Below are 20,332 nucleotides of genomic sequence, written 5' to 3'. Positions count from 1 at the left end.
CAAAGGGCGGCGGAATTACTTGAGTTGGGCGTCCGTGTAGTAGCCGCCCTTGACCAGCACGTCCTCGTAGTTGGTCTTGTCGACGCTGACCGGCTGGAGCAGGTAGGCGGGGACGACCTTGGTGCCGTTGTCGTAGGTCTTGGTGTCGTTGGTCTTCGGCGTCTTCTTGTTGAGGACGTCGTCGATCATGGTGTCCGCGACCTTGGCGAGCTCGCGGGTGTCCTTGTAGACGGTCTGCGTCTGCTCACCGGCGATGATCGACTTCACCGAGGCCAGCTCGGCGTCCTGGCCGGTGACGACCGGCAGCGGCTTGGCGGCGGAGCCGTAGCTGTCCGACTTCAGCGCGGACAGGATGCCGATGGAGATGCCGTCGTAGGGCGAGAGCACCGCGTCGACCCGGCCGGTCTTGTAGGAGCCGGTGAGGATGTCCTCCATGCGGTTCTGCGCCTTGGTGCCGTCCCAGCGCAGCGTGGTGACCTTGTTCAGCGCGGTCTGCCCGGACTTGACGACCAGTATCTTCTTGTCGATGTACGGCTGGAGCACGCTCATCGCGCCGTTGAAGAAGTACTTGGTGTTGTTGTCGTCGTTCGAACCGGCGAACAGCTCGATGTTGAACGGGCCCTTCTTGCCCTTGTCCAGACCGAGCTTCTCGACGATGTAAGTGGCCTGGAGGACACCGACCTTGGTGTTGTCGAACGACGCGTAGTAGTCGACGTTCTTCGTGCCGAGGATCAGGCGGTCGTAGGCGATGACCGGGATCTTCGCGTCCGCGGCCTCCTGGAGCACGTTGTTCAGGGACTTGTTGTCGATCGCCGCGATGATCAGGCCCTTGACGCCCTGGGTGATCATGTTCTCGATCTGGGAGACCTGGGTGTCCGGGTCGTCCTCGCCGTAGACCAGCTTGGTCTTGTAGCCCTTGGACTTGAGGTCCTTGACCATGTTGTCGCCGTCGGAGATCCAGCGCGCGGAGGACTTCGTCGGCATCGCGATGCCGATCGTGCCGCCCTTGGCGCTGCTCTCCTTCTCCTTGCTGCCGCCCGAACCGCTCTGCCCGCATGCGGACAGGGTCAGCGCGAGGGTGGCGGCGCCGGCTATGAGGGGGAGGGCGCGGCTTCTGCGGATGCGCATGTGAACTTGCCTCATTCTTCTCGTCGTTGAGAGGTGCAGCGAGTGTGTAGGGGTGGTTCGGATGCGGGGTGGTTCGGTTGTGTTGTGCGGTGCGGGTGCGTGGGGGCTGGTCGCGCCGTTCCTCGCGCCCCTAAGGGGGTGAGCTGGTCCTACCTAAGGGGCGCGGGGAACTGCGCGACCAGTCACCGACCGGCCCGCGGTCCCCGACGCTCAACCGGTGGCAGTCTCGGTGGGGAAGCGGTTCAGCGCCCCGGGCAACCTGGAGCCCAGCGGAGCCATGTCGCCGTCCGCGCCGTGGCGGGCGAGGAGGTCGAGGGCGAGCCGCCCCCGCCGTACCCGCTCGCGCGCCGTGTCGAGGGTGACGTCCCGGAGGTGGGTGCCCCACGGGTAGATACCGGGCGCCTTGGACAGACCGAACTTCAGGTACAGCGGGGCGCCGCGCCGGATCAGCTCGGCGACCTCGTACATCCGGATGTAGCCGCCGAGGTCGTCGGGTGCCTCGATGTACATGTCCATCGGAGCCGCCGACACCCGCCGGATCTCGGTGAGGTGATCCAGCGTCAGATCACTGGGCACGTTCAGGGAGTCGGCGCCGAGCCGCTCGAACACCGCGTACGCGGCCGGGTTGACCGGACCGATCAGCGCCGACACCTTCAGCGTCGTGTCGGCCGGAATGATCCCGGCCGTCCGCGCCCGGTGCAGCGTCCACAGCACCCCCTCGTCGGCGACGAGCAGGCACTTGACCCCCAACTCCGTTGCCCGCACGGCGTCTTCGACACACCCGGCGACCGCGTCATGACCCCGGGCACGCAGACCCCCGCCCCGCGAGTCGGACCGCACCGAACCGCCGATGTCCCACGTGCCGCGCGGACCGGTGAACAGGCACAGCTCGATGTCACGTTCACCGGACGCCTCGACCATCTCGGTGATCTCGGAGTCGGTCAGCATCCACACGCCACTGCCCTGGCTGATCCGGTGGATCGGCACGTCGAGGCGCGAGGACTCCTTGAGGATGACCGCCAGCGCCTCGGGCCCCTCGCAGGAGGGGACCTCGGTGCGCCAGCGACCGCCGCCGGGGAAGGTGTGCGGCGAGGCGTCGGCGGGGTCGAGGGCGGGCGCACCCAGGCCGAGCGCGGAGAGCGCCTGCTCCCCGGGCCGGCGGGCTGCCGTGGCGGTGTCGGTCACTTGCTGTCCTTCGCGTTCGGTATTTCGGACGAGGTTCGCGGCTCGGGGTACGGAAAGACTGTGGTGGTACGTCGGCACGGGGTGGTCAGGACACCCCGTGCCGACGTACGGCTGGGGTTCCCTACGGCCGCAGCAGCACCTTGCCGACCTTGGGATCGCCGGACCCCACCAGCTCGATGGCCTGCGAGAACTCGGCGAGCGGCAGCTCATGGGTGACCAGGGGAAGCGGATCGAGCAACCCGGCCCCGAACACCCGCACCGTGTGCGCCCAGGCGTCCGGCGGTGCCCCGAAGACGGTGTGCACCTCCAGTTGCCGTACGACGAGATCGGTCGGGTCGAGGCCCTTTGCGCCAGGCGCCGGGATGCCGGTGAGGACCAGACGGCCACCGCGCCTCAGCAGCGCCGCGGCCGTACGGGCCGCGTCCGCGGAGCCGGCGGTCTCGATCACCACGTCGAAGTCGTCCGGGAGGGGTTCGTTCTTGGTACGGAAGTCCGTGGCGCCGAACTGTTCCGAGAGGGTCGCCCGGTCCGGGCGTGAGCCCACCACCAGGAGCTCGGCGGGGGAGTTCGCCTTGAGGAACTGGATCGCGAACATGCCCAGCGTGCCGGTGCCGACCACCGCCACCCGCTCACCCGGCCGCGGGTTCGCCTTGAGCGCCGCCGCCGCGATGCAGGCCGCCGGTTCCAGCAGCGCCGCCGCCGTCAAGTCGGCCTCGTCCGGGAGGACATGGAGCAGCCGGGCCGGGAGGGTGAGGGTGGTGGCCATCGCGCCGGGCTGGGTGAACCCGGTCTCCTCGTAGCCCGCCGTGCACAACGTCGTCTCGCCCGCGTGACAGCGGTCGCACACCTGGCAGTTGCGGAAGCCCTCGCCAACGACCTTGCGGCCGACCAGAGTCGACGGCACCCCGGCGCCGACCGCCTCCACCGTGCCGGACCACTCGTGGCCCGGGGTGAGGGGGTAACGGACGTATCCCTCGGGCCTGTTGCCCTGGTACAGCTCGCGGTCGCTGCCGCAGATGCCGACCGCGTGGACACGCACCAGCGCCTCGCCCGCGTCCGGCCGCCGGGGCTCGTGCGGGGTGAGCCGGTGCTCGCCCGGCGCCGCGATGACGACGGCGGTGCTCACTGCTGGGTGCCCTTCGGCTTGCGCTGCTCCCAGCCGTCCGCCCAGAGGTCGAACCGCGCCTGCTGCTGCGGGAATTCGGCCGCCGCGTCGGTGTCCAGCTCGACACCGAGACCGGGCGCCTCGGAGAGGTGGAAGTAGCCGTCGATCACCTGCGGGGCGCCCTTGACGATCTTCTTGATGTCGGCGTCCGCGAAGTCGTTGAAGTGCTCCAGGATCTTGAAGTTCGGGGAGGAGAAGCCGACTTGGAGCGAGGCGGCGGTCAGCACGGGTCCGCCCACGTTGTGCGGGGCGACGAGGACGTAGTGCGCCTCGGCGGTCGCGGCGAGCTTGCGGGTCTCCCAGATACCGCCGATGTGACCGACGTCGGGCTGGATGATGTCGACGGCCTGGCTCTCGAACAGCTCGCGGAACTCGATCCGGTCGTGGATGCGCTCGCCCGTGGCGATCGGCATGTCCACCTTCGCGGCGACCTTCTCCAGCGCCTTCAGGTTCTCCGGCGGAACCGGCTCCTCCAGCCACGCGGGCTTGAACGGCGCGAGTTCACGGGCGAGCCGTACGGCGGTCGACGGCGAGAACCGGCCATGCATCTCCAGCATCAGCTCGGCGTCCGGACCGATCGCGTCCCGCACGGCCTCGATGAGGGAGACGGCGTACAGGGTCTGCTCGTGGTCGAGTTCGAAGTGCCCGGTGCCGAAGGGGTCGATCTTCAGGGCCTTGTACCCGCGCTCCACGACCCCCTGGGCGGCCTTGTGATAGGCCTCCGGGGTCCGCTCGGTGGTGTACCAGCCGTTCGCGTACGCCTTCACCTTGTCGGTGACCTTGCCGCCGAGCAGTTGCCACACGGGCACACCGAGGGCCTTGCCCTTGATGTCCCAGCACGCCATCTCGATCACGGCGATGCCGGACATCACGATTTCGCCCGCCCGGCCGTAGTCGCCGTACTTCATCCGGCGTACGAGGTCTTCCGCGGCGAACGGGTCCGAACCGAGAATGTGGTTTGCCTCGGCCTCGCGCAGGTAACCGATGAGCGCATCGGTGTGGCCCAGCATCCGGGTCTCGCCCACGCCGGTGACGCCCTCGTCAGTGTGCACTTGGACGTACGTCAGATTGCGCCATGGCGTCCCGACCACGTGCGTACTGATTCCCGTGATGCGCACGGCAGTTGCCCCCTGTGCTCTTCGATGCTGTTCGAAATCTCGGCTCACGTTCGAAATGCTGGGCAGACAGTAAGGACGGCGGGGCGGGGGTGTCAATGGGTCGAACATGTAACGGTTTCGGCAAGGGGCGCGACCGGCGCACCGATCGACGTGCCGACCGGCCGCGTCGGTTCGTGTCGATTCTTGTCGTTTCCCGCCACGTCCCCACACAACTTTCACAGGCGTGACTATGAACGTTACCTGTGAGGAACTTAGTCTTCCGGCGTCATGGACTACTGCCACCCCTGCGGCCGACACCTGAACGGCGCCCTCGCGTGCCCGGGGTGCGGCACACCAGCCGAGCCGACTCACGCCGACCTGAGCGGAGCCCGCGCGCACCCGCACACGTCCGACGCGGCCGCGCCCGCCGACGTACACGAGGAAGACGCCGGGACCGGGCACGGCGAGCCGCAGGGGCGCGCGGCGCGGCGGAGGAGCCGCGGACACGGGCACGGAGTCGACAACGAGAGCGACACCGGCGACACCGGCGACGTCGAGAGCCCGGACGGTACGGCGGGTGCGAGCCGTCGCGATCGCAAGGCCGCGGCACATCGCCGGCGCCGTCGCCGGGTGCTCCTGATAACGGCTGGTTTCCTACTGGCGGCGGGCGGCCTGAGTCTGGCAGAGCTGGGCACGGACGCGCCGTTCTCGATCCCGGGATCCGCGGCGCCGGGCGCGTCCGCCGAGGGTGGTGCGGACGCGGAGGCGAGCGAGACGGCCGAGCCGCTGGACGTCACGAAGACCGTCGGCACCCCCACCGGCACGGGCACGGCGTCACCGGACCCCTCGGCGTCCTCGTCGGCCTCTCCCTCGGCGTCGAAGTCCGCCGACGACGGCGACGGCAACCTCGGCAAGTCGGGCCGGTCGGCGACCACGGGCACGGGCGTGAACACGTCCACCTCCCCGACGGCCACCACCTCGACGGGCTCGACGGACACCCCCACCTCGGACCCGACGACCTCGGACCCGAGCCCGACACCGTCACCTTCGGAGACGTGCAAGCAGATTCTCTGGTGGTGTTCCTGAGCCGCAGGGTCCTGTGAGCCGCCACGTTCTGTGAGTGGCCCGGTCTTGTGGTGGTGCCGCCGAGCCGCCCCGCTCAGTCCTCCAGCATCCGCTGCAACAACCCCCGCAACGCCAGCCGCTCCTCGTCCGACAGTCCCGCGAGCGGCTCGCGGGCGAAGCGGAGCGACTCGCGCAGGCTGCGGGCCACCCGGCGTCCCTCGTCCGTGGCCGCCGCCAGCTTCACGCGTCGGTCGGCGGGGTCGGGGCGGCGCTCCACCAGGCCGCGCGCCTCCAGCCGGTCCACGATCCCCGTGACGTTCGACGGCTCGCACTTCAGCTTTCGCGCCAGCTTGCGCATCGGCAGCGGCTCCAGGGACAGCAGACTGAGCAGCCTGGCCTGCGCCCCGGTCAGCGTGTGGTCGGCCGCCGCCTCCTCGTAGTCCGCGTAGAACCGCGACACGACATCGCCGATCAGCTCGACGACCTCCATGGTCACGGGGTCGAGGCGGCGCGTCTTTTCGGGTGTGGCCATGCCCTCAAGCGTACCCCGTTACTTGACATCATGAAATATTCAGGAGCATTGTTGTTTCAGGTACTGAAGTATTTGGCACCATGGGACGCGATGGGAACAACCCCGCACGGCCCGCACAACCCCGCACCAGGAAGGCGCTTGTGATGATCAACCGCGAATGGCACCTGCTCAGCCGTCCCGTCGGCTGGCCGAAGCCCGAGGACTTCGCCCTGGTGGAGACCGAGACCCGGACCCCGGGCGAGGGGCAGGTGCTGGTGCGGAACAAGTACCTGTCCGTCGATCCGTACATGCGCGGCCGCATGAGCGCCGCCAAGTCGTACGTCGCCCCCTTCGAGCTCGGCAAGGTCATGCAGGGCGGCGCGGTCGGCGAGATCGTCGAGTCGAACGCCGAGGGCTTCGCGGCCGGCGACCACGTCCTGCACTTCGGCGGCTGGCGCGAGTACGCGACCATCGACGCCAAGGGCGCCGTCAAGGTCGACCCCGACCTCGCCCCGCTCTCCACCTACCTCGGCGTCCTCGGCATGACCGGCCTCACCGCCTACGCCGGCCTGCTGCGCACCGCGTCCTTCAAGGAGGGCGACTCGGTCTTCGTCTCCGGCGCCGCGGGTGCCGTCGGCAGCCAGGTCGGGCAGATCGCCAAGCTCAAGGGCGCGTCCCGGGTCATCGGCTCCGCCGGGTCCGACGAGAAGGTCAAGCTTCTTGTGGAGGAGTACGGCTTCGACGCGGCCTTCAACTACAAGAACGGGCCGGTCGGTCAGCAGCTCCGTGAGGCTGCTCCCGACGGTGTCGATGTCTACTTCGACAATGTCGGCGGCGACCACCTGGAAGCGGCGATCGGGTCGCTCAACGAGCGTGGGCGTATTGCCATTTGCGGCATGATCTCGGTCTACAACAGCACCGAGCCGGTCGCCGGGCCGAAGAACCTGGGGCGTCTCATCCAGACCCGTGGGCGGATCGAGGGGTTCCTCGTCGGCGATCACTACGACCTTCAGCCGGAGTTCGTGCGGGAGGTCGGGGCGTGGGTGGCTTCCGGGGAGTTGAAGTACCGGGAGACCGTCGTCGAGGGGATCGAGAACAACCTTGAGGCGTTCCTCGGGCAGTTGCGGGGGGACAACACGGGGAAGATGATCGTCAAGCTTTGAGGTGAGCGGGTGGTTGGGGCACCGGCGTGGTGACGTACTTGGCGTTGCTGGGCCGGTGTTGGGGAAGTGCCGTTTAGCTGGCCGGTGTTGGTCAGGTGTTGTGGGGCTGGGCCGGTGTTGGAAAGGTGCCGCGTGGGTGGGCCCGTGTTGGGAGAGTGCCGTGTAGCTGGGCCGGTGTTGGCCAGTTGCCCGCGCGCACCTTCTTTGGTTCGGTCGCCTTCGGGGCGCTGCCGTGCTCGATATGCGCCTGCCGGCGCGTGGCTGTGTCGAGAGCCCCACCGTGCTCGGCGCTGCGCGCCTCCGCGCGCTGGGGCTCTCGACACCGGCGCGCCCCTACGGCTCCCTCTCGGCCGACGCGTGGGGACAGACCGACTTGGTGGACCCTTGCCGTTGGCCAGGGCCCACGCCCTTGGGTAAGTCGGCCGGGGCTGTGCCCTTGGGTCAGTTGGCCAGGGTTGCCTTGTGGACCGCTTGTGCCAGGCGGGTGTTCTCGGGGGCCGCTCCGCCGGGGTAGGTGAAACGGCGCCTGGTGTAGCCGTAGGCCAGACCGCTGCGGGGGTCGGCGAAGGCCTGGGAGCCCGCCGCGCCGCTGTGGCCGATGGTGCCGGCGCCCAGGAACGGGTACCAGGCGGCCGCGGTCGCCTGGAAACCCAGGCCGTATGCCTTGTGCGTGCCGGCCACCACGTCGTAGCCGACGGAGTGGAGTTGGCCGAACTCCGCCACTGTGTCCGGCTTGAGCAGCGCGGCGCGGTCCTCGACCACGCTGATCGCCGCCGCGTACAGGCCGGCCAGACCGCGCGCCGACGCCACCCCGCCGAAGGACGCCGGACCCTTCGCCCGGAACGCCCGCTCGTTCGGCAGGGACGGCAGATCGGTCGGCTGGGCCGCGTGTTCGTTGTAGGCGATCGCGGAGAGGCTGTGCGGGGCGGGCGGTTCCGCGGCGAGCTCCGCCTCCTGCTCCGGGGTCAGCGACCAGGGCTGGACGGTGCGGAACCGGGGCTCGTGTGCCGTCGGCAGGCCGAGGAAGAAGTCCAGGCCGTACGGCGCGCGCACTCTCTCCTCGTGCACCTCCTGAAGCGAACGGCCCGTGGCCCGCCGTACGATCTCGCCGGTCAACGCGCCGATCACCAGGGCGTGATAGCCGAAGGCCGTGCCGGGACGCCAGAACGGCCGCTGGTCGGCCAGGCGTTCGGCGACCGCGCGGTCGTCGGCCAGCTCCTCGGGAGTGAAGCCGGTGTCCGTGCCGACCAGGCCCGCCCGGTGCGCGAGCAGTTCGCGCAGCGTCAGCGCGCCCTTGCCCTCGGAGGCGAACTCCGGCCAGTAGTACGTCACTTTGCGGTCCAGCTCCAGCGTGCCGTCCTGCACGAGCAGCGCCACCACGAGGTGCGCGGCGCCCTTCGTGGACGAGAACACGCCATGGAGGGAGTCGCCGTCGCTGCCGGGTGGCCCGGCCCACAGGTCGACGACCCGTCGGCCATGTACGTATGCACACAACTGGCCCTCATAATCGGCGCGTTCCGTCGCCACGAACGCGGCGAACTCCTCCCGCACCGGCTCGAAGCCGTCGGCTACGGCGCCGTGGATCTCCTGGGTCATCTGCTCTCCTCCACTGATCCGCTGCTCGCGTGAGCCGTCACTGGTGTGTGCCATGGTGAACAACGCCTGTCCGACCTGCGGGAGTTCCCCCGTCGAGGGTCGCCCCGCCGCGTCGGCCCCAATGGTGTGGGCGCGGGGACATTCGATGGCCGGGAGGCTGGAGCGGGAGTGGACCGGCGGCGGTGGTCGGGGCGACGGCGGTGATCAGAACGGGTCTCGGGGGGACGGCTCCGGCAATGGTGCGCACGCGTACCTCCTCTTTGGTTCCAGAGATCGGTACGGCGAGCCGCACCTGTTCGACTCAACGGTGAACAGGAAGTTGTCGGTGCGCCGATGCCCCGGATGGCGCATTCGCGGGGCCACGGAAGGGGCATGCTGAGCACAGGGCACGACTGCGCACGGCGAGGAGTTCCCATGGCAACGATCCCTTCGCTCCCCAGCAGGGACGAGATGCTGCGCATGGCACGCAGCACCACCGACATCACCGGCCAACTCCTGGACACGGCCGGGAACATCACCAGGATCGCGATCAACACCCTTGATCCACGCGACGGTTCAGGGGCCGAGGCGCTGCGGGTGCTGCGCGAGACCACCGCCGAACTGGCCGAGGCGAGCGCGTCGCCGCAGGCCCAGGAGGCGTTCTACCGCATCGTCGACACCCTGACCCGGCTCGGCACGACCGGCGCCCCGCTGGCCGTGCACCCGGTGAGCGCACCGGCGCAGGCGCTCCTGACCGTCCTCGGCGACAGCCTGCTGCCCGTCCTGGACGCGGTGGAACCGGCGGTCGAGGAATTCACCACGGCACTCGGTGACTTGATCGAGGCGGCCGCCCCGCTGCTGCCCGCGGCGGCGGGCGTGGCCGCGGGCACGGTGCTCGCCCTCACCCCGCTGATCCGGGCGCTCGCCGACGCCCTCGTCGACGCGTCGCCCGAACTCCGGCGCATCGCCGAGGCGTTGACGGCCGCGCTGGCCCCGCTGCTGCCCTTCCAGGTGGCCCTCGCGCAACGGGCCGCGGTGGCGGGCGTGGGCGTCGTCCGGGCCGCCCTGCCGCCCCTCGCCGACCTCACGGAGGCCGCGGCGGCGACCACGAAGGCGGCCGGCCCGATGCTGGTCGCGGGCGAGGAACTCCTGGTCTCCGCCCTGGAACAGCTCCAGCCCGCCCTCCTCGCGGCGACCTCCCGCGCGGGCCGGGTGGCCCGGGCGACCGCGGTACGGGTGACGGCGGCGGTGGCGCCGGCGGCGGACCAGGGGGTCGTGGTGGGCGTGTCCACCGTGAGCGCCTGACCGTTGCGTCGAACACGGGTCCGTAACGGGTGTCGACCCCGTATGAGGCGCACCGTAAAGTCTCTCCCATGCGTGATCTTGGGGCGGGATTCGGCTATCTCCTGAAGGGCCAGCGCTGGATGGCCCGGCATGGGCGCCAGTACGGCTTCGGGCTGATCCCCGGCCTGATCACGCTGGTCCTGTACGTGGCGGTGCTGGTGGCACTGGCCCTGTGGGGCGAGGACTTCGTCACCTGGACGACGCCCTTCGCGGACGACTGGTCGAGCCCGTGGCAGGGTCTGTTCCGCGGCTTCCTCACGGTGGTCCTGTTCGTACTGGCCCTGCTGCTCTCGGTGTTGACCTTCACCGCCGTCACGCTGCTCATAGGGCAGCCCTTCTACGAGACCCTCTCCGAGAAGGTCGACCGGGACGTCTCCCCGGACGGCACGGCCCCCGAATCGGGCCTCCCCCTCTGGCACGAACTGTGGATCTCGGCCCGCGACAGCCTCCGCATCCTGGTCCGCGCGCTGCTGTGGGGCGTCCTTCTCTTCGCCCTGGGCTTCGTTCCGTTCATAGGCCAGACGTTCATCCCGGTGATCGGCTTCTTCGTCACGGGCTTCTTCCTCACGGAGGAGCTGACGGCGGTGGCCCTCCAGCGCCGAGGCATCGACCTCCGCGCCCGCCTCACCCTCCTCCGCTCCCGCAAAACCCTGATCTGGGGCTTCGGCACCCCCCTCGGCCTCTCCTTCCTGGTCCCGTTCGTCGCGGTGTTCCTGATGCCGGGGGCGGTGGCGGGGGCGACGATGATGGCGCGGGACCTGCTGGGGGAGGAGACCGAGGGAACTCTTCAGGAGGGCGAGGACGTCGGCCCGTCCAGCCCGTCCGGCGATTGAGGGCGAGGCCGTTCAGGCCGAAGCGGGGGTGTGGGGGGCGGCAGCCCCCGCTTCGGCCCGCACCGGTACCGGGCGCCTACGAACCCGGTTGACCAGCCGCCGTGTCCATCGCCACCGTCACCATCGCCCTGACCTGCGCGATGATGTCCACCCTGTTCCGTATGAACTCCGGATCGGTGATCGCCCCCGTCGCCGGGTCCGTGTTCCCCGTCCCGAACTGCAGTACCGGCGTGTGGATATGACCACCGGGCAGTGAGTCGTGCAGCCCGAGCCGGTCCCGCAGCAGCGTGGCCCGGTAGGCGATCTCGTTGGAGAGATAGTTGCCACCGCCCCCGGACCGGGCCGTGGACCCCGCGGTCGGCCCGTCCGGCCGTACGACGGGAGTGGTGCCGCCCGCCGGAATCTCCGTCACGTCGGTGTGGTCGTAGACGGGGAAACGCCCGGTGGCGGCGGCCACAATCGCCTTGTACGGCAGGGTCGTCGACGTCCACTGGGGCTGCGAGGCCGGGTCGGCGACGGGGATCGTCTCCGTCCGCGACACAGTGTCGTTGTCCGGATATCCGCCCCGCCAGGCCCCGTTGGTCCGCTCGACGTCGAACCGGCCGACCCGTCCCTGGCTGACGGTCGTGAACAGGTCCACCTTCGGCAGATACGGCCGCAGCGTCCGCTCCACGGTTCCCTCCGCGAAGTCGGCCCACCGCACCGGGAACATGGCCGTCTCGATCCGCGCCGGACCGTCCGCGGTCTGGATCACCGTGCCGTCGAGGGCGAGCGCGGTGGCCCCGGACGGATTGGAGATCCGGATGTCCTGGTCCAGCGTGAACGGGTCGAAGCCGGTCACCAGGATGCGCTTGAGCCCCTTCTCCTGCGGATACCGGATACTGCTCTGCCCGCGCGAAGTCCGCTCCAACTCGGACAGCAGCGCGGCCCGTTGACCGTCCGTGACCCCGAACTCCGGCTCCCAGGCCCGTACTTCCCGGGTCATCCCCAACCGCGCCCAGTACAACGGCCGATCGTCGTCCCGACTGAGATCCCCACCGGCCGGCCCCCGCCCCTGCGCCCGGTCAACTGCCCGCCGCCACAACGCGGTTCCTTCGCGTACGACGACGCGGCGGGCCTGCGCGTAACTGTGCGCGGCTTCGAGGGCGCGGGTGAACGCCGGTGTCACGGTGTCGAATCCGGACCGCTTGAGAATCTCCTGCGGAACGGCTTTGCCGAGCCGCTGCTCCTCCACGGTCGGCGTGGCGGTGGCGGTGGCAGTGGTCGCCGCGGAGGCGGTCGTGGGGGCCGAAAGCCCCGCCAACAGGGTGAGTCCGAGGAAACCGATGCGAACACGTATGGATTTCAAGGCAGTTGGGACCTTCCGTCGCTGTGGGGAGCGTGGCTGGCGGGTACCGGACGGCCGCAGTATCGCCTGACGGGCGGGAGATACGCCATCGTGCGTACGGCCGTCTGCACGGCGGGACTCAGGACTCCCGCGCCGCCACCTCCCGCAGCACCCCCACGAACGCCGCCCCCGCCGCCGACAACGACCGCCCCCGCACCGTCGCCGCGTACACCGCCCGCGCCGGTGCCCCTTCGTCCAGCACCGGCAGCAGCACGATGTCCGGTCGTACGGAGCCGGCCGCGAGGGCCGGGACCAGGGTCACGCCGAGGCCCGCGGCGACGTACCCCTCCTTCGCGGTCCACTCGGCGACGACATGGGCGATACGCGGACGGAACCCCTGCCGCAGGGCCGCGTCGAGGAGGGTGCCCTCGGGGCGGTGGCTGCCGGATATCCAGTCGGCGTCGGCGAGTTGGGCGAGCCGGACCGGTCCCTGCCCCGCGAGGGGGTGACCGGCGGGCACGGCCACGTACAGCGACTCGTCGAGGAGATGGTGGAGTTCGTAGGCGTCGAGCGAGGCCCGTCCCGTCGTGGAGACGATCGCCAGGTCGAGACGGCCGGCCGCCAGCCGCTCCAGTAGGCGCGGGGTGAGGCCCTCCTCGCGAGACAGCCGTACGCCCGGATGCCGGTCCCGGAACGCTGCGAGGGCGCGCGGCACCAGCGCCGAGTCCGCGCTGGCGAACGCCCCGAACCGCACCCGCCCACCGGCCACTTCACGCAGCGCCGCCAACTCCCGCCCGGCCCCGTGCAGCACCTCGACGACGGCCTCGGCATGCGGCACGAACACCCGCCCGGCCTCCGTGAGCCGCACGCCCCGCGGCAACCGGTCGAACATCGGCGCCCCACCGAGCGCGCCCTCCAGCGAGGAGATCTGCCGCGACACCGCGGACTGCGTCCACCCCAACACCCGCGCCGCCACGGTGAACGACCCGTGCCGGGCGACCTCCAGAAACACCCGCAACCAGACGGTGGAGAGCTCGGGAAGCGGGTCGTCCGGCGAACTGTCATGCGGGGTCGGCATGTCAGCCATGCTAGACATTCGCTTGTCGCACCCCGGGGCCGGACCTAGCGTCGACGCCATGCACGTCACCCTGGACAACCCCGCCTCCGCGCCCCAGCCCCTGAGCCCCTACTACTCCCAGGTCGCCCGCGTCCAACACGCCGACGGCAGCGCCCTGTTGTTCCTCTCCGGCCAGATCGCCGAGGGCACCACCCTCACCGACCAGACACGGGCCGTCTTCGAAACCATCGCCGCCCTCCTCAAGGCCCACGGCGCGACCCTCGCCGACATCATCAACATCCGCACCTACCTGACCGACATCACCAAACTCGACGAATACGGCACCGTACGAAGGAAGTTCCTCACCGGCACCCCGCCCACCAGCATGACCTTCGAGGTGCCGCGACTGTTCCGGCCGGAGGCGTTGATCGAGGTGGAGGTCGTGGCCGCGGTGCGCGGGACGGAGTGACCCCCGCCGGGTGATACTGCCGCCCATGACGGCAACGAAGACAGCGAAGGCAGCGAACCTCGGCGTCCTCTTCGCCATCGAACTCGGCGTCCTCGTGGCCGTCGGCTACTGGGGGTTCACGCGGGACATCGCCACACCGCTGACCTGGCTGCTCGGGCTCGGTGGGCCCGCGGTGCTCGCCGTGCTGTGGGGGGTGTGCGGTTCGCCGAAGGCCAGGTACAAGGTGCGGGGCGCCGGCCGGGTCGGGTTCGAGGTGGTGTGGTTCGGTGCCGGGGTTGCCGCGCTGGTGCTCGCCGGGTCCTACGACTGGGCCCTCGTCCTCGCCCTCGTGTGCGTGGTGAGCAAGACGCTCGCTGTCGTCTGGCGGCAGTAGCAGGAGCAGCGGCAGCAGTAACAGGCCATGATCTGAACCCAGTTGTGTGACGCGGGTCACCGCAGCGCGGTCCGCGCGGCGGACAGGGACGGGTGTGGAGAATTCACTGCGCGCCCGTGTGCGGGACGGCGACCCGGACGCCTTCAGGCATCTTTTCGACGAGCACGCTGCGGTGGTGCACCGGCATGCCGTGCGGATGACCGGCAACTGGGGTGTCGCCGACGACATCGTGTCGCTGACGTTCCTGGAGGCGTGGCGGCTGCGGGAGCGGGTGTTGGCGGGGGAGGACAGTCTGCGTCCGTGGCTGCTGGGGATCGCGACGAACGTCGCCCGCAACACCGCGCGGGCCGCGCGAAGACACCAGGCCGCGCTCTCCAGGATTCCGCCTCCCGGCCCCGTGCCGGACTTCGCCGACGAGGTGACACGGCGCCTCGCGGACACCGAGGAACTGGCCGCCGCGCAGCGGGCGTTGAGCCTGCTGCGGCGTGGGGAGCGCGAGGTGTTCACGCTGTGCGTGTGGGAGGGGCTGGACGCCACCACGGCCGCCGAGGCCCTGGGCGTCGCCGTCGGCACCGTACGCTCCCGGCTATCGCGGGCGCGCAAACGCCTGCGCAAGCTCACCGAGCGCGAACTCGAACGCGAACTCACACACGGAACGCAACGCCCGGCCGCGGTCGGACAGTCACCGGGTAGCCGCCACCAGGCGGCTCGGTCCACCCACACGTCCACGCAGGAGAAGCGATGAACACCGACCCCCAGGAACTGGCCGAGTTGCTGCCCGCCCCGGGCCGTCCGGTGCTCTCGCGGGACCGCCACCGCGTACTGAGGGAACACCTGATGCAGCACATCACCCACGAACACGAGACCGCCCGCGAGCAGTCCGCCACGACGGCCATCGCACCCAGGCGTCCCGCCCGCCGACGCCTCGTGCTCGTCGCCGCGCCGCTCGCCCTCGCCGCCGCCGTCGGCCTGGGCGTGGTCGTCGTGGACAACACACGGGAGAACACGTCCGGTACGGCCGCCGCCGACCATCAGAAGGCCGCCCGACTACTGGACCGCATCGCCCTGGCCGCAGCCGCTCGCCCGCTGGTCACCGCCCGCGGCGACCAGTTCATCTACACCAAGTCCCAGGGATCGGCGGCCGAGTTGGGCGTCGACTTCAGCACTCCGGAAGAACTCGCCAAGAACAAGAAGCCCAGCTCCGTGAAGGCGTACCCGGGAGCCGTCCGGCAGGAGCAGTGGGACGCGGTGGACGGGAAGGCCGACGGGCTGCGCACGGGCGTCGCGCTCGCCGACCCCGCCAAGAAGATGACCATGACCATGAGCGGCGCCGGATACCTCACCTTCCAGCAGCTCCAGGCCCTGCCCACCGACCCCGACGCCCTGCTGAAGAAGCTCTCCGCCGACGCCGGCAACGTAAAGCCCGCCCGCCGTACGGAAGTTGTCGTCGAGGACCTCGGCGCCATCATCGGCGACGCCACCCTGCTGCCCGACCTCAGCGCCGCGATCTACCGCGCACTGGCCCAACTCCCGGGCGTACACGTCGTGGACCACGTCGAGGACGCCGCCGGACGCGACGGCGTCGGCCTCACCTTCACCGGCGCCCCGAAGGGTTACGCCTGGGTCTTCGACGCGTCGGGCCTCGGCTACCTCGGCACAACCGACGCCGCCCTCCTGGGAGTCGGCGTCGCGGACAAGACGGGTGAGGTGCCGAACAGCGCATCCTGACCGAGCCGGCCGAAGGGGCGTCCGCTACAGCGGGCGCCCCTTCTCGCACGTCATGGCCGACAGATCCTCGCCCTCGGAGAACCTCACGAACCCGAGCCCTCGCCCAACAGCGCCAAGAAGTCCCGGAACGCCCCCGGCATGTCCACCGACTCCGGATCCAGCAGCCACTGGTACTGCAACCCGTCCATCACCGCGACCAGCAGCGGAGCCGCCCGCTCGGGTGTCAGCCCGTTCGGCAGCCGGTCGCCGTACTCGGCGCGCAGCACCCCCGCCATGCTCGCCCGCACCCGGCCGTACCGCTCGGTGAAGTAGCCCCGCGCCGGATGCCCCTCCGTGACGCTCTCACCGAGGAGCGCGGAGAAGGTCTGGATGATCGCGGGCCGCATCGCGTTGTACTCGACCAGCGAGGCCAGCAGGTCGACCCGCCACCCGCTGTTCGGTACGGCGTCCCACTGGTCCCGCTCCTCCAGGACGGCGACGAGCAGCGCGTCCTTCGTGGGGAAGTAGTGCAGCAGGCCCTGCTGGGTCAGCCCGACCCGCTCGGCCACCGCCGCCAGGCTCGCGCCCCGGTAGCCGCGCTCGGCGATCACCTCCAGCGCCGCCCGCACGATCTCGGCGCGCCGCTCCTCGCGCCGGGTCCTGGAGTTCGTGGCGTTCATGGCGTCACCGTACGACACCCCGCGACAGTTCACATAACAGCAAGGTCACGAAACCTACCGCTCAACAGGCAATCGATGCACGATGGAAGCACGCACCACCTGGAGGCACCACACGGACTCAACGAGGAGGCACCGCGATGGCGGGACCCCGTGAAGCAGTCGTCGAGGCGGCACTCGGCAGGCTCGACCTGGACGCCAAGACGCGGCTGCTCGCCGGTCAGGACATGTGGTCGCTGCCCGCGCTCCCGGAGATCGGCCTGGGCTCCCTCGTCATGTCCGACGGCCCGATCGGCGTCCGGGGCGTGCGCTGGACCGCCGACGACCCCTCCGTCGCACTGCCGTCCCCCACCGCCCTCGCCGCCACCTGGGACCCCGGACTCGCCCACCGCGCGGGCACGTTGCTCGCCCAGGAGGCCCGCCGCAAGGGCGTCCACGTGCTCCTCGCCCCGACCGTCAACCTGCACCGCTCCCCGCTCGGCGGGCGGCACTTCGAGGCGTACAGCGAGGACCCCTACCTCACCGGGCGGATCGGCGCCGGATACGTAACGGGCGTACAGGAAGGCGGAGTCGGCACCACCGTCAAGCACTTCGTCGCCAACGACGCCGAGACCGACCGCTTCACCGTCGACAACCTCATCTCCCAACGCGCGCTGCGCGAGCTGTACTTGGCCCCCTTCGAGCTCATCGTCGAGCACGCCCGCCCCTGGGGCGTCATGACCGCCTACAACACGGTCAACGGCACCACGATGACCGAGCACCGCCGCCTGGTGAACGAGATCCTGCGCGGCGAATGGGGCTTCGACGGCGTCAACGTCTCCGACTGGACCGCCGCCCGCTCCACCGTCGGCACCATCGAGGGCGGCCTCGACCTGGCCATGCCCGGCCCGAAGACCGTCTACGGCGAGGCCCTCGCCCGGGCCGTGCGCGCCGGCGAGGTCGCGGAGGCCACCGTCGACGCCGCCGTACGGAACGTGCTGCGGCTCGCCGCCCGCGTCGGCATCCTGGACGGCGCCGAGCCCGTCGTGGCACAGGACCGACTCCCGTCCCCCGTCGACGGCGAGGCCGTCGCCCGCGAGATCGCCCGCCGCTCCTTCGTCCTCGTACGGAACCAGAACGACGCCCTCCCGCTGAAGCCGAACGGCACCGTCGCGCTCATCGGCGCCGCCGCCCGCGACGCCCGCGTCCTCGGCGGCGGCTCCGCCATCGTCTTCCCGCCCCGGGTCGTCTCCCCGCTCGACGGCCTCACCGCCGCCCTCCCCGAAGGCACCCTGAGCTACGCCGTCGGCGCCGACCCGAACACCGAACTCGCCGCCGCCGACAAGGGGTTCGAGCTGCGCGCGATCTGCCGGGACACCGAAGGTGCCGTCATCGGCAGCGCCTCCGTGCCCAGCGGGCAACTCCGGTGGATGGGTGCGGACCTTCCCGAGGGCGTCACCCACGACACCCTCCGCACCGTCGAACTCACCGGCACCTTCACCCCGCGCGACACCGGCCAACACACCTTCGGCATCAAGGGCCTTGGCGCCTTCACCCTCACCGTCGACGGCACGACGTACTACGACGACGTCCAACGCCCGCTCAAGGACGACCCGTTCAGCTCCTTCTTCGGCGCCCCCGAACCCCGGGCCCGCGTCGAACTCACCGCCGGCACCCCGGTCGAGGTGTCCCTGACCTACGTCGTGAGCTTCGCCGAGAACCGCGCACTCAAGGTCATCGGCTTCACACTCGTCCACCAGGAACCCCAGCGCGACCCGGACGAACTCATCGCCGAGGCCGTCGAGTCGGCCCGCGCCGCCAGCGCCGCCGTCGTCGTGGTCGCCACCACCGAGCGCGTCGAATCGGAGGGCTACGACCGCACGGACCTCCGACTGCCCGGCCGCCAGGACGACTTGGTGCACGCCGTCGCCGCCGCCAACCCGAACACCGTCGTGATCGTCAACTCCGGCTCCCCGGTCGAACTGCCCTGGCGCGACGAGGTCGCCGCCGTCCTGCTTACCTGGTTCCCCGGCCAGGAGGGCGGCGCCGCCCTCGCCGACGTCCTCACCGGCGCCCACGAACCCGGCGGCCGCCTCCCCACCACCTGGGGCTCCCTGACCGACGCCCCGGTCACCCAGGTCGTCCCCGAGAACGGCGAACTCCCGTACACCGAGGGCGTGTTCATCGGCTACCGCGCCTGGGAGAAGGAGGGCCGCAGCCCGTCGTACCCCTTCGGGCACGGCCTCGGCTACACCGACTGGACCTACGACGAGATCAAGGCGGGCACCGACGCGGGGAGCGACGGCGACAGTACGTCCGTCACCGTCCGCGTCACCAACTCCGGTACCCGGCACGGCCGTGAGGTCGTCCAGGTCTATCTCGCCCCGACCGACGCCGACCCGGAGCGTCCGGCCCGCTGGCTGGCCGGATTCGCCGGTGTCGAGGCCGGTCCCGGCGAGAGCGTCGACGTGCTCGTCGAACTTCCGCGCCGGGCTTTCGAGATCTGGGATGAGACGGCGAACGCGTGGGCAGTTGTAAAGGGTTCGTACGAGATCCAGGCCGGACGCTCGATCACCGACCGCAGGGTCGCGACGACGATTAACGTCTGACCCGGGACACCGTCCCTCTCAGACAGCCCCGGTCCGGGACCTGACCCCTGGACCGGGGCTCATTCATGCCCGCCCCACCACGATCAGTGGGCCGAGAAGCCGTACACCGTCTCCGAGCGGTAGCTCTCGCCCGGGCGCAGCTCCGTGCTCGGGAACTCCGGGCGGTTCGGCGAGTCCGGGAAGTGCTGGGTCTCCAGGGCGATCCCGGCCCCCGGGCCGAACGGCTCGCCCAGATGCTCACCGGTGTAGAGCTGGATGCCGGGCTCGGTCGTCGCCACCGTCAGCACCCGCCCGGACGCCGGGTCGTACAGCTCGGCGATCTCGACGGCGGCCGGGGTCGGGCCCTTGTCCAGCACGAAGTTGTGGTCGTAGCCGGAGCCCACCTTCCGCGCCTGGCGGAAGTCGAAGCGCGTGCCCGTCACGTCGTCGAGCGCGCCGGTCGGGATCAGGTCGGCGTCGACGGGAGTGAACCGCGAGGCGGCGAGCCGCAGTTCATGACCGCTGGCGCCGCCGGAGCCGCCCGCGCCGCCCAGGTCGAAGTAGCTGTGGTTCGTGAGGTTCACGACGGTCGGCGCGTCCGTCGTCGCCTCGTAGGCGATGCGCAGCGCGCCCGACACGTCCAGCGTGTACGTCGCCGAGACGGCGAGCCGCCCCGGAAAACCCTCCTCGCCGTGCCCGCTGACCCGGCTGAGCCGCACCCCGTGCTCGACCGGCTCGACGTCCCACACCCGCTTGTCGAAGCCGTGCTCACCGCCGTGCAGGGAGTTGGGCGCGTTGTTCTGCGCCAGCGAGTACGTGACACCCTCCAGCGTGAAACGCCCGCCCGCGATCCGGTTCGCGTACCGCCCGACCAGCGCGCCGAGATACGGCTCCGGGTGCGCGAGATAGCCGTCCAGCTCCGCGAACCCGAGCACCACGTCCGCCGCGTGCCCGTCCCGGTCCGGCACCTCCACCGACTGCACGATCCCGCCGTACGACAGCACCCGCACCCGCACACCGGCCCGCTCCAGCGTCCAGCGGTGCACGGGCGTGCCGTCGGGAAGGGTGCCGAAAAGTTCGCTCATGAGG

General features: G+C 70.5%; 19 protein-coding genes. 9 read left to right on the top strand and 10 right to left on the bottom strand.

Features of this window, described 5'->3' with window-relative positions:
* Positions 1-15: 15 nt before the first annotated feature.
* The 4 genes from chvE to OG223_RS17155 form a co-directional block, all read right to left on the bottom strand.
* Entirely contained in the window at positions 16-1,128 is a 1,113-nt protein-coding gene (gene chvE, locus OG223_RS17170) for a multiple monosaccharide ABC transporter substrate-binding protein (RefSeq protein ID WP_329248912.1), read from the bottom strand.
* A gap of 210 nt (positions 1,129-1,338) precedes the next feature.
* Complete coding sequence (locus OG223_RS17165; RefSeq protein ID WP_329248910.1) at positions 1,339-2,313, bottom strand: hypothetical protein; 975 nt, start codon at positions 2,311-2,313, stop codon at positions 1,339-1,341.
* A 121-nt stretch (positions 2,314-2,434) separates the two neighbouring features.
* On the bottom strand, positions 2,435-3,439 hold the full coding sequence (locus OG223_RS17160) for a zinc-dependent alcohol dehydrogenase (protein WP_329248907.1): 1,005 nt from the start codon (positions 3,437-3,439) through the stop codon (positions 2,435-2,437).
* On the bottom strand, positions 3,436-4,596 hold the full coding sequence (locus OG223_RS17155) for a mandelate racemase/muconate lactonizing enzyme family protein (protein WP_329248904.1): 1,161 nt from the start codon (positions 4,594-4,596) through the stop codon (positions 3,436-3,438). The genes OG223_RS17160 and OG223_RS17155 overlap by 4 nt, the downstream gene beginning before the upstream one ends.
* Before the next feature lie 267 nt (positions 4,597-4,863).
* Here OG223_RS17155 and OG223_RS17150 point away from each other — a divergent pair, with 267 nt between their 5' ends.
* Positions 4,864-5,661 (top strand): SCO2400 family protein, encoded by a 798-nt coding sequence (locus OG223_RS17150; RefSeq protein ID WP_329248902.1) that lies wholly within the window; start codon positions 4,864-4,866, stop codon positions 5,659-5,661.
* A 73-nt stretch (positions 5,662-5,734) separates the two neighbouring features.
* On the opposite strand, the gene OG223_RS17145 is transcribed toward OG223_RS17150, so the two are convergent.
* Positions 5,735-6,172, bottom strand: coding sequence for a MarR family winged helix-turn-helix transcriptional regulator (locus OG223_RS17145; protein ID WP_329248899.1), 438 nt, complete (start codon positions 6,170-6,172; stop codon positions 5,735-5,737).
* A 143-nt stretch (positions 6,173-6,315) separates the two neighbouring features.
* On the opposite strand from OG223_RS17145, the gene OG223_RS17140 reads away from it, so the two are divergent.
* Positions 6,316-7,314, top strand: a complete 999-nt coding sequence (locus OG223_RS17140; RefSeq protein ID WP_329248896.1) for an NADP-dependent oxidoreductase — start codon at positions 6,316-6,318, stop codon at positions 7,312-7,314.
* A 441-nt stretch (positions 7,315-7,755) separates the two neighbouring features.
* On the opposite strand, the gene OG223_RS17135 is transcribed toward OG223_RS17140, so the two are convergent.
* Positions 7,756-8,910, bottom strand: a complete 1,155-nt coding sequence (locus tag OG223_RS17135) for a serine hydrolase domain-containing protein (protein WP_329265317.1) — start codon at positions 8,908-8,910, stop codon at positions 7,756-7,758.
* A 414-nt stretch (positions 8,911-9,324) separates the two neighbouring features.
* Between OG223_RS17135 and OG223_RS17130 the strand changes: the two genes are divergently transcribed.
* Positions 9,325-10,194 carry a hypothetical protein gene (locus OG223_RS17130; protein ID WP_329248893.1) on the top strand — a complete coding sequence of 290 codons (870 nt, stop codon included), beginning with the start codon at positions 9,325-9,327 and terminating at the stop codon, positions 10,192-10,194.
* Positions 10,195-10,262: 68 nt separating this feature from the next.
* A complete protein-coding gene (locus OG223_RS17125; RefSeq protein WP_329248891.1) occupies positions 10,263-11,066 on the top strand; it encodes an EI24 domain-containing protein in 804 nt (267 codons plus the stop codon).
* Positions 11,067-11,142: 76 nt separating this feature from the next.
* Here OG223_RS17125 and OG223_RS17120 read toward each other — a convergent pair whose 3' ends face one another.
* Together OG223_RS17120 and OG223_RS17115 are read right to left on the bottom strand one after the other, a co-directional pair.
* Positions 11,143-12,414 carry a pyroglutamyl-peptidase I family protein gene (locus OG223_RS17120; protein WP_329248888.1) on the bottom strand — a complete coding sequence of 424 codons (1,272 nt, stop codon included), beginning with the start codon at positions 12,412-12,414 and terminating at the stop codon, positions 11,143-11,145.
* A gap of 118 nt (positions 12,415-12,532) precedes the next feature.
* Positions 12,533-13,480 carry a LysR family transcriptional regulator gene (locus tag OG223_RS17115; RefSeq protein ID WP_329248885.1) on the bottom strand — a complete coding sequence of 316 codons (948 nt, stop codon included), beginning with the start codon at positions 13,478-13,480 and terminating at the stop codon, positions 12,533-12,535.
* 49 nt (positions 13,481-13,529) lie between these two features.
* Here OG223_RS17115 and OG223_RS17110 point away from each other — a divergent pair, with 49 nt between their 5' ends.
* The 4 genes from OG223_RS17110 (at position 13,530) to OG223_RS17095 (ending at position 16,020) form a co-directional block, all read left to right on the top strand.
* Positions 13,530-13,919 carry a RidA family protein gene (locus tag OG223_RS17110; protein WP_329248883.1) on the top strand — a complete coding sequence of 130 codons (390 nt, stop codon included), beginning with the start codon at positions 13,530-13,532 and terminating at the stop codon, positions 13,917-13,919.
* A 25-nt stretch (positions 13,920-13,944) separates the two neighbouring features.
* The gene (locus OG223_RS17105) at positions 13,945-14,292 is read left to right on the top strand and encodes a YrdB family protein (RefSeq protein WP_329248880.1); all 348 of its coding nucleotides are present in this window, start codon (positions 13,945-13,947) and stop codon (positions 14,290-14,292) included.
* Between the two features lie 94 nt (positions 14,293-14,386).
* A complete protein-coding gene (locus OG223_RS17100; RefSeq protein ID WP_329248877.1) occupies positions 14,387-15,037 on the top strand; it encodes an RNA polymerase sigma factor in 651 nt (216 codons plus the stop codon).
* Entirely contained in the window at positions 15,034-16,020 is a 987-nt protein-coding gene (locus tag OG223_RS17095) for a CU044_5270 family protein (protein ID WP_329248874.1), read from the top strand. The genes OG223_RS17100 and OG223_RS17095 overlap by 4 nt, the downstream gene beginning before the upstream one ends.
* Positions 16,021-16,103: 83 nt before the next feature.
* Here the strand turns inward: OG223_RS17095 and OG223_RS17090 are convergent, their stop codons facing one another.
* A complete protein-coding gene (locus tag OG223_RS17090; RefSeq protein ID WP_329248871.1) occupies positions 16,104-16,697 on the bottom strand; it encodes a TetR/AcrR family transcriptional regulator in 594 nt (197 codons plus the stop codon).
* 119 nt (positions 16,698-16,816) lie between these two features.
* On the opposite strand from OG223_RS17090, the gene OG223_RS17085 reads away from it, so the two are divergent.
* Entirely contained in the window at positions 16,817-19,264 is a 2,448-nt protein-coding gene (locus tag OG223_RS17085) for a glycoside hydrolase family 3 protein (RefSeq protein ID WP_329248868.1), read from the top strand.
* A gap of 83 nt (positions 19,265-19,347) precedes the next feature.
* Here OG223_RS17085 and OG223_RS17080 read toward each other — a convergent pair whose 3' ends face one another.
* On the bottom strand, positions 19,348-20,328 hold the full coding sequence (locus OG223_RS17080) for an aldose epimerase family protein (RefSeq protein WP_329248864.1): 981 nt from the start codon (positions 20,326-20,328) through the stop codon (positions 19,348-19,350).
* Positions 20,329-20,332 lie beyond the last annotated feature (4 nt).

Origin of the sequence: Streptomyces sp. NBC_01478 (genome assembly GCF_036227225.1) — a bacterium.
Classification (GTDB): domain Bacteria; phylum Actinomycetota; class Actinomycetes; order Streptomycetales; family Streptomycetaceae; genus Streptomyces.
This window is presented reverse-complemented; position numbering and strand designations above follow the sequence as displayed.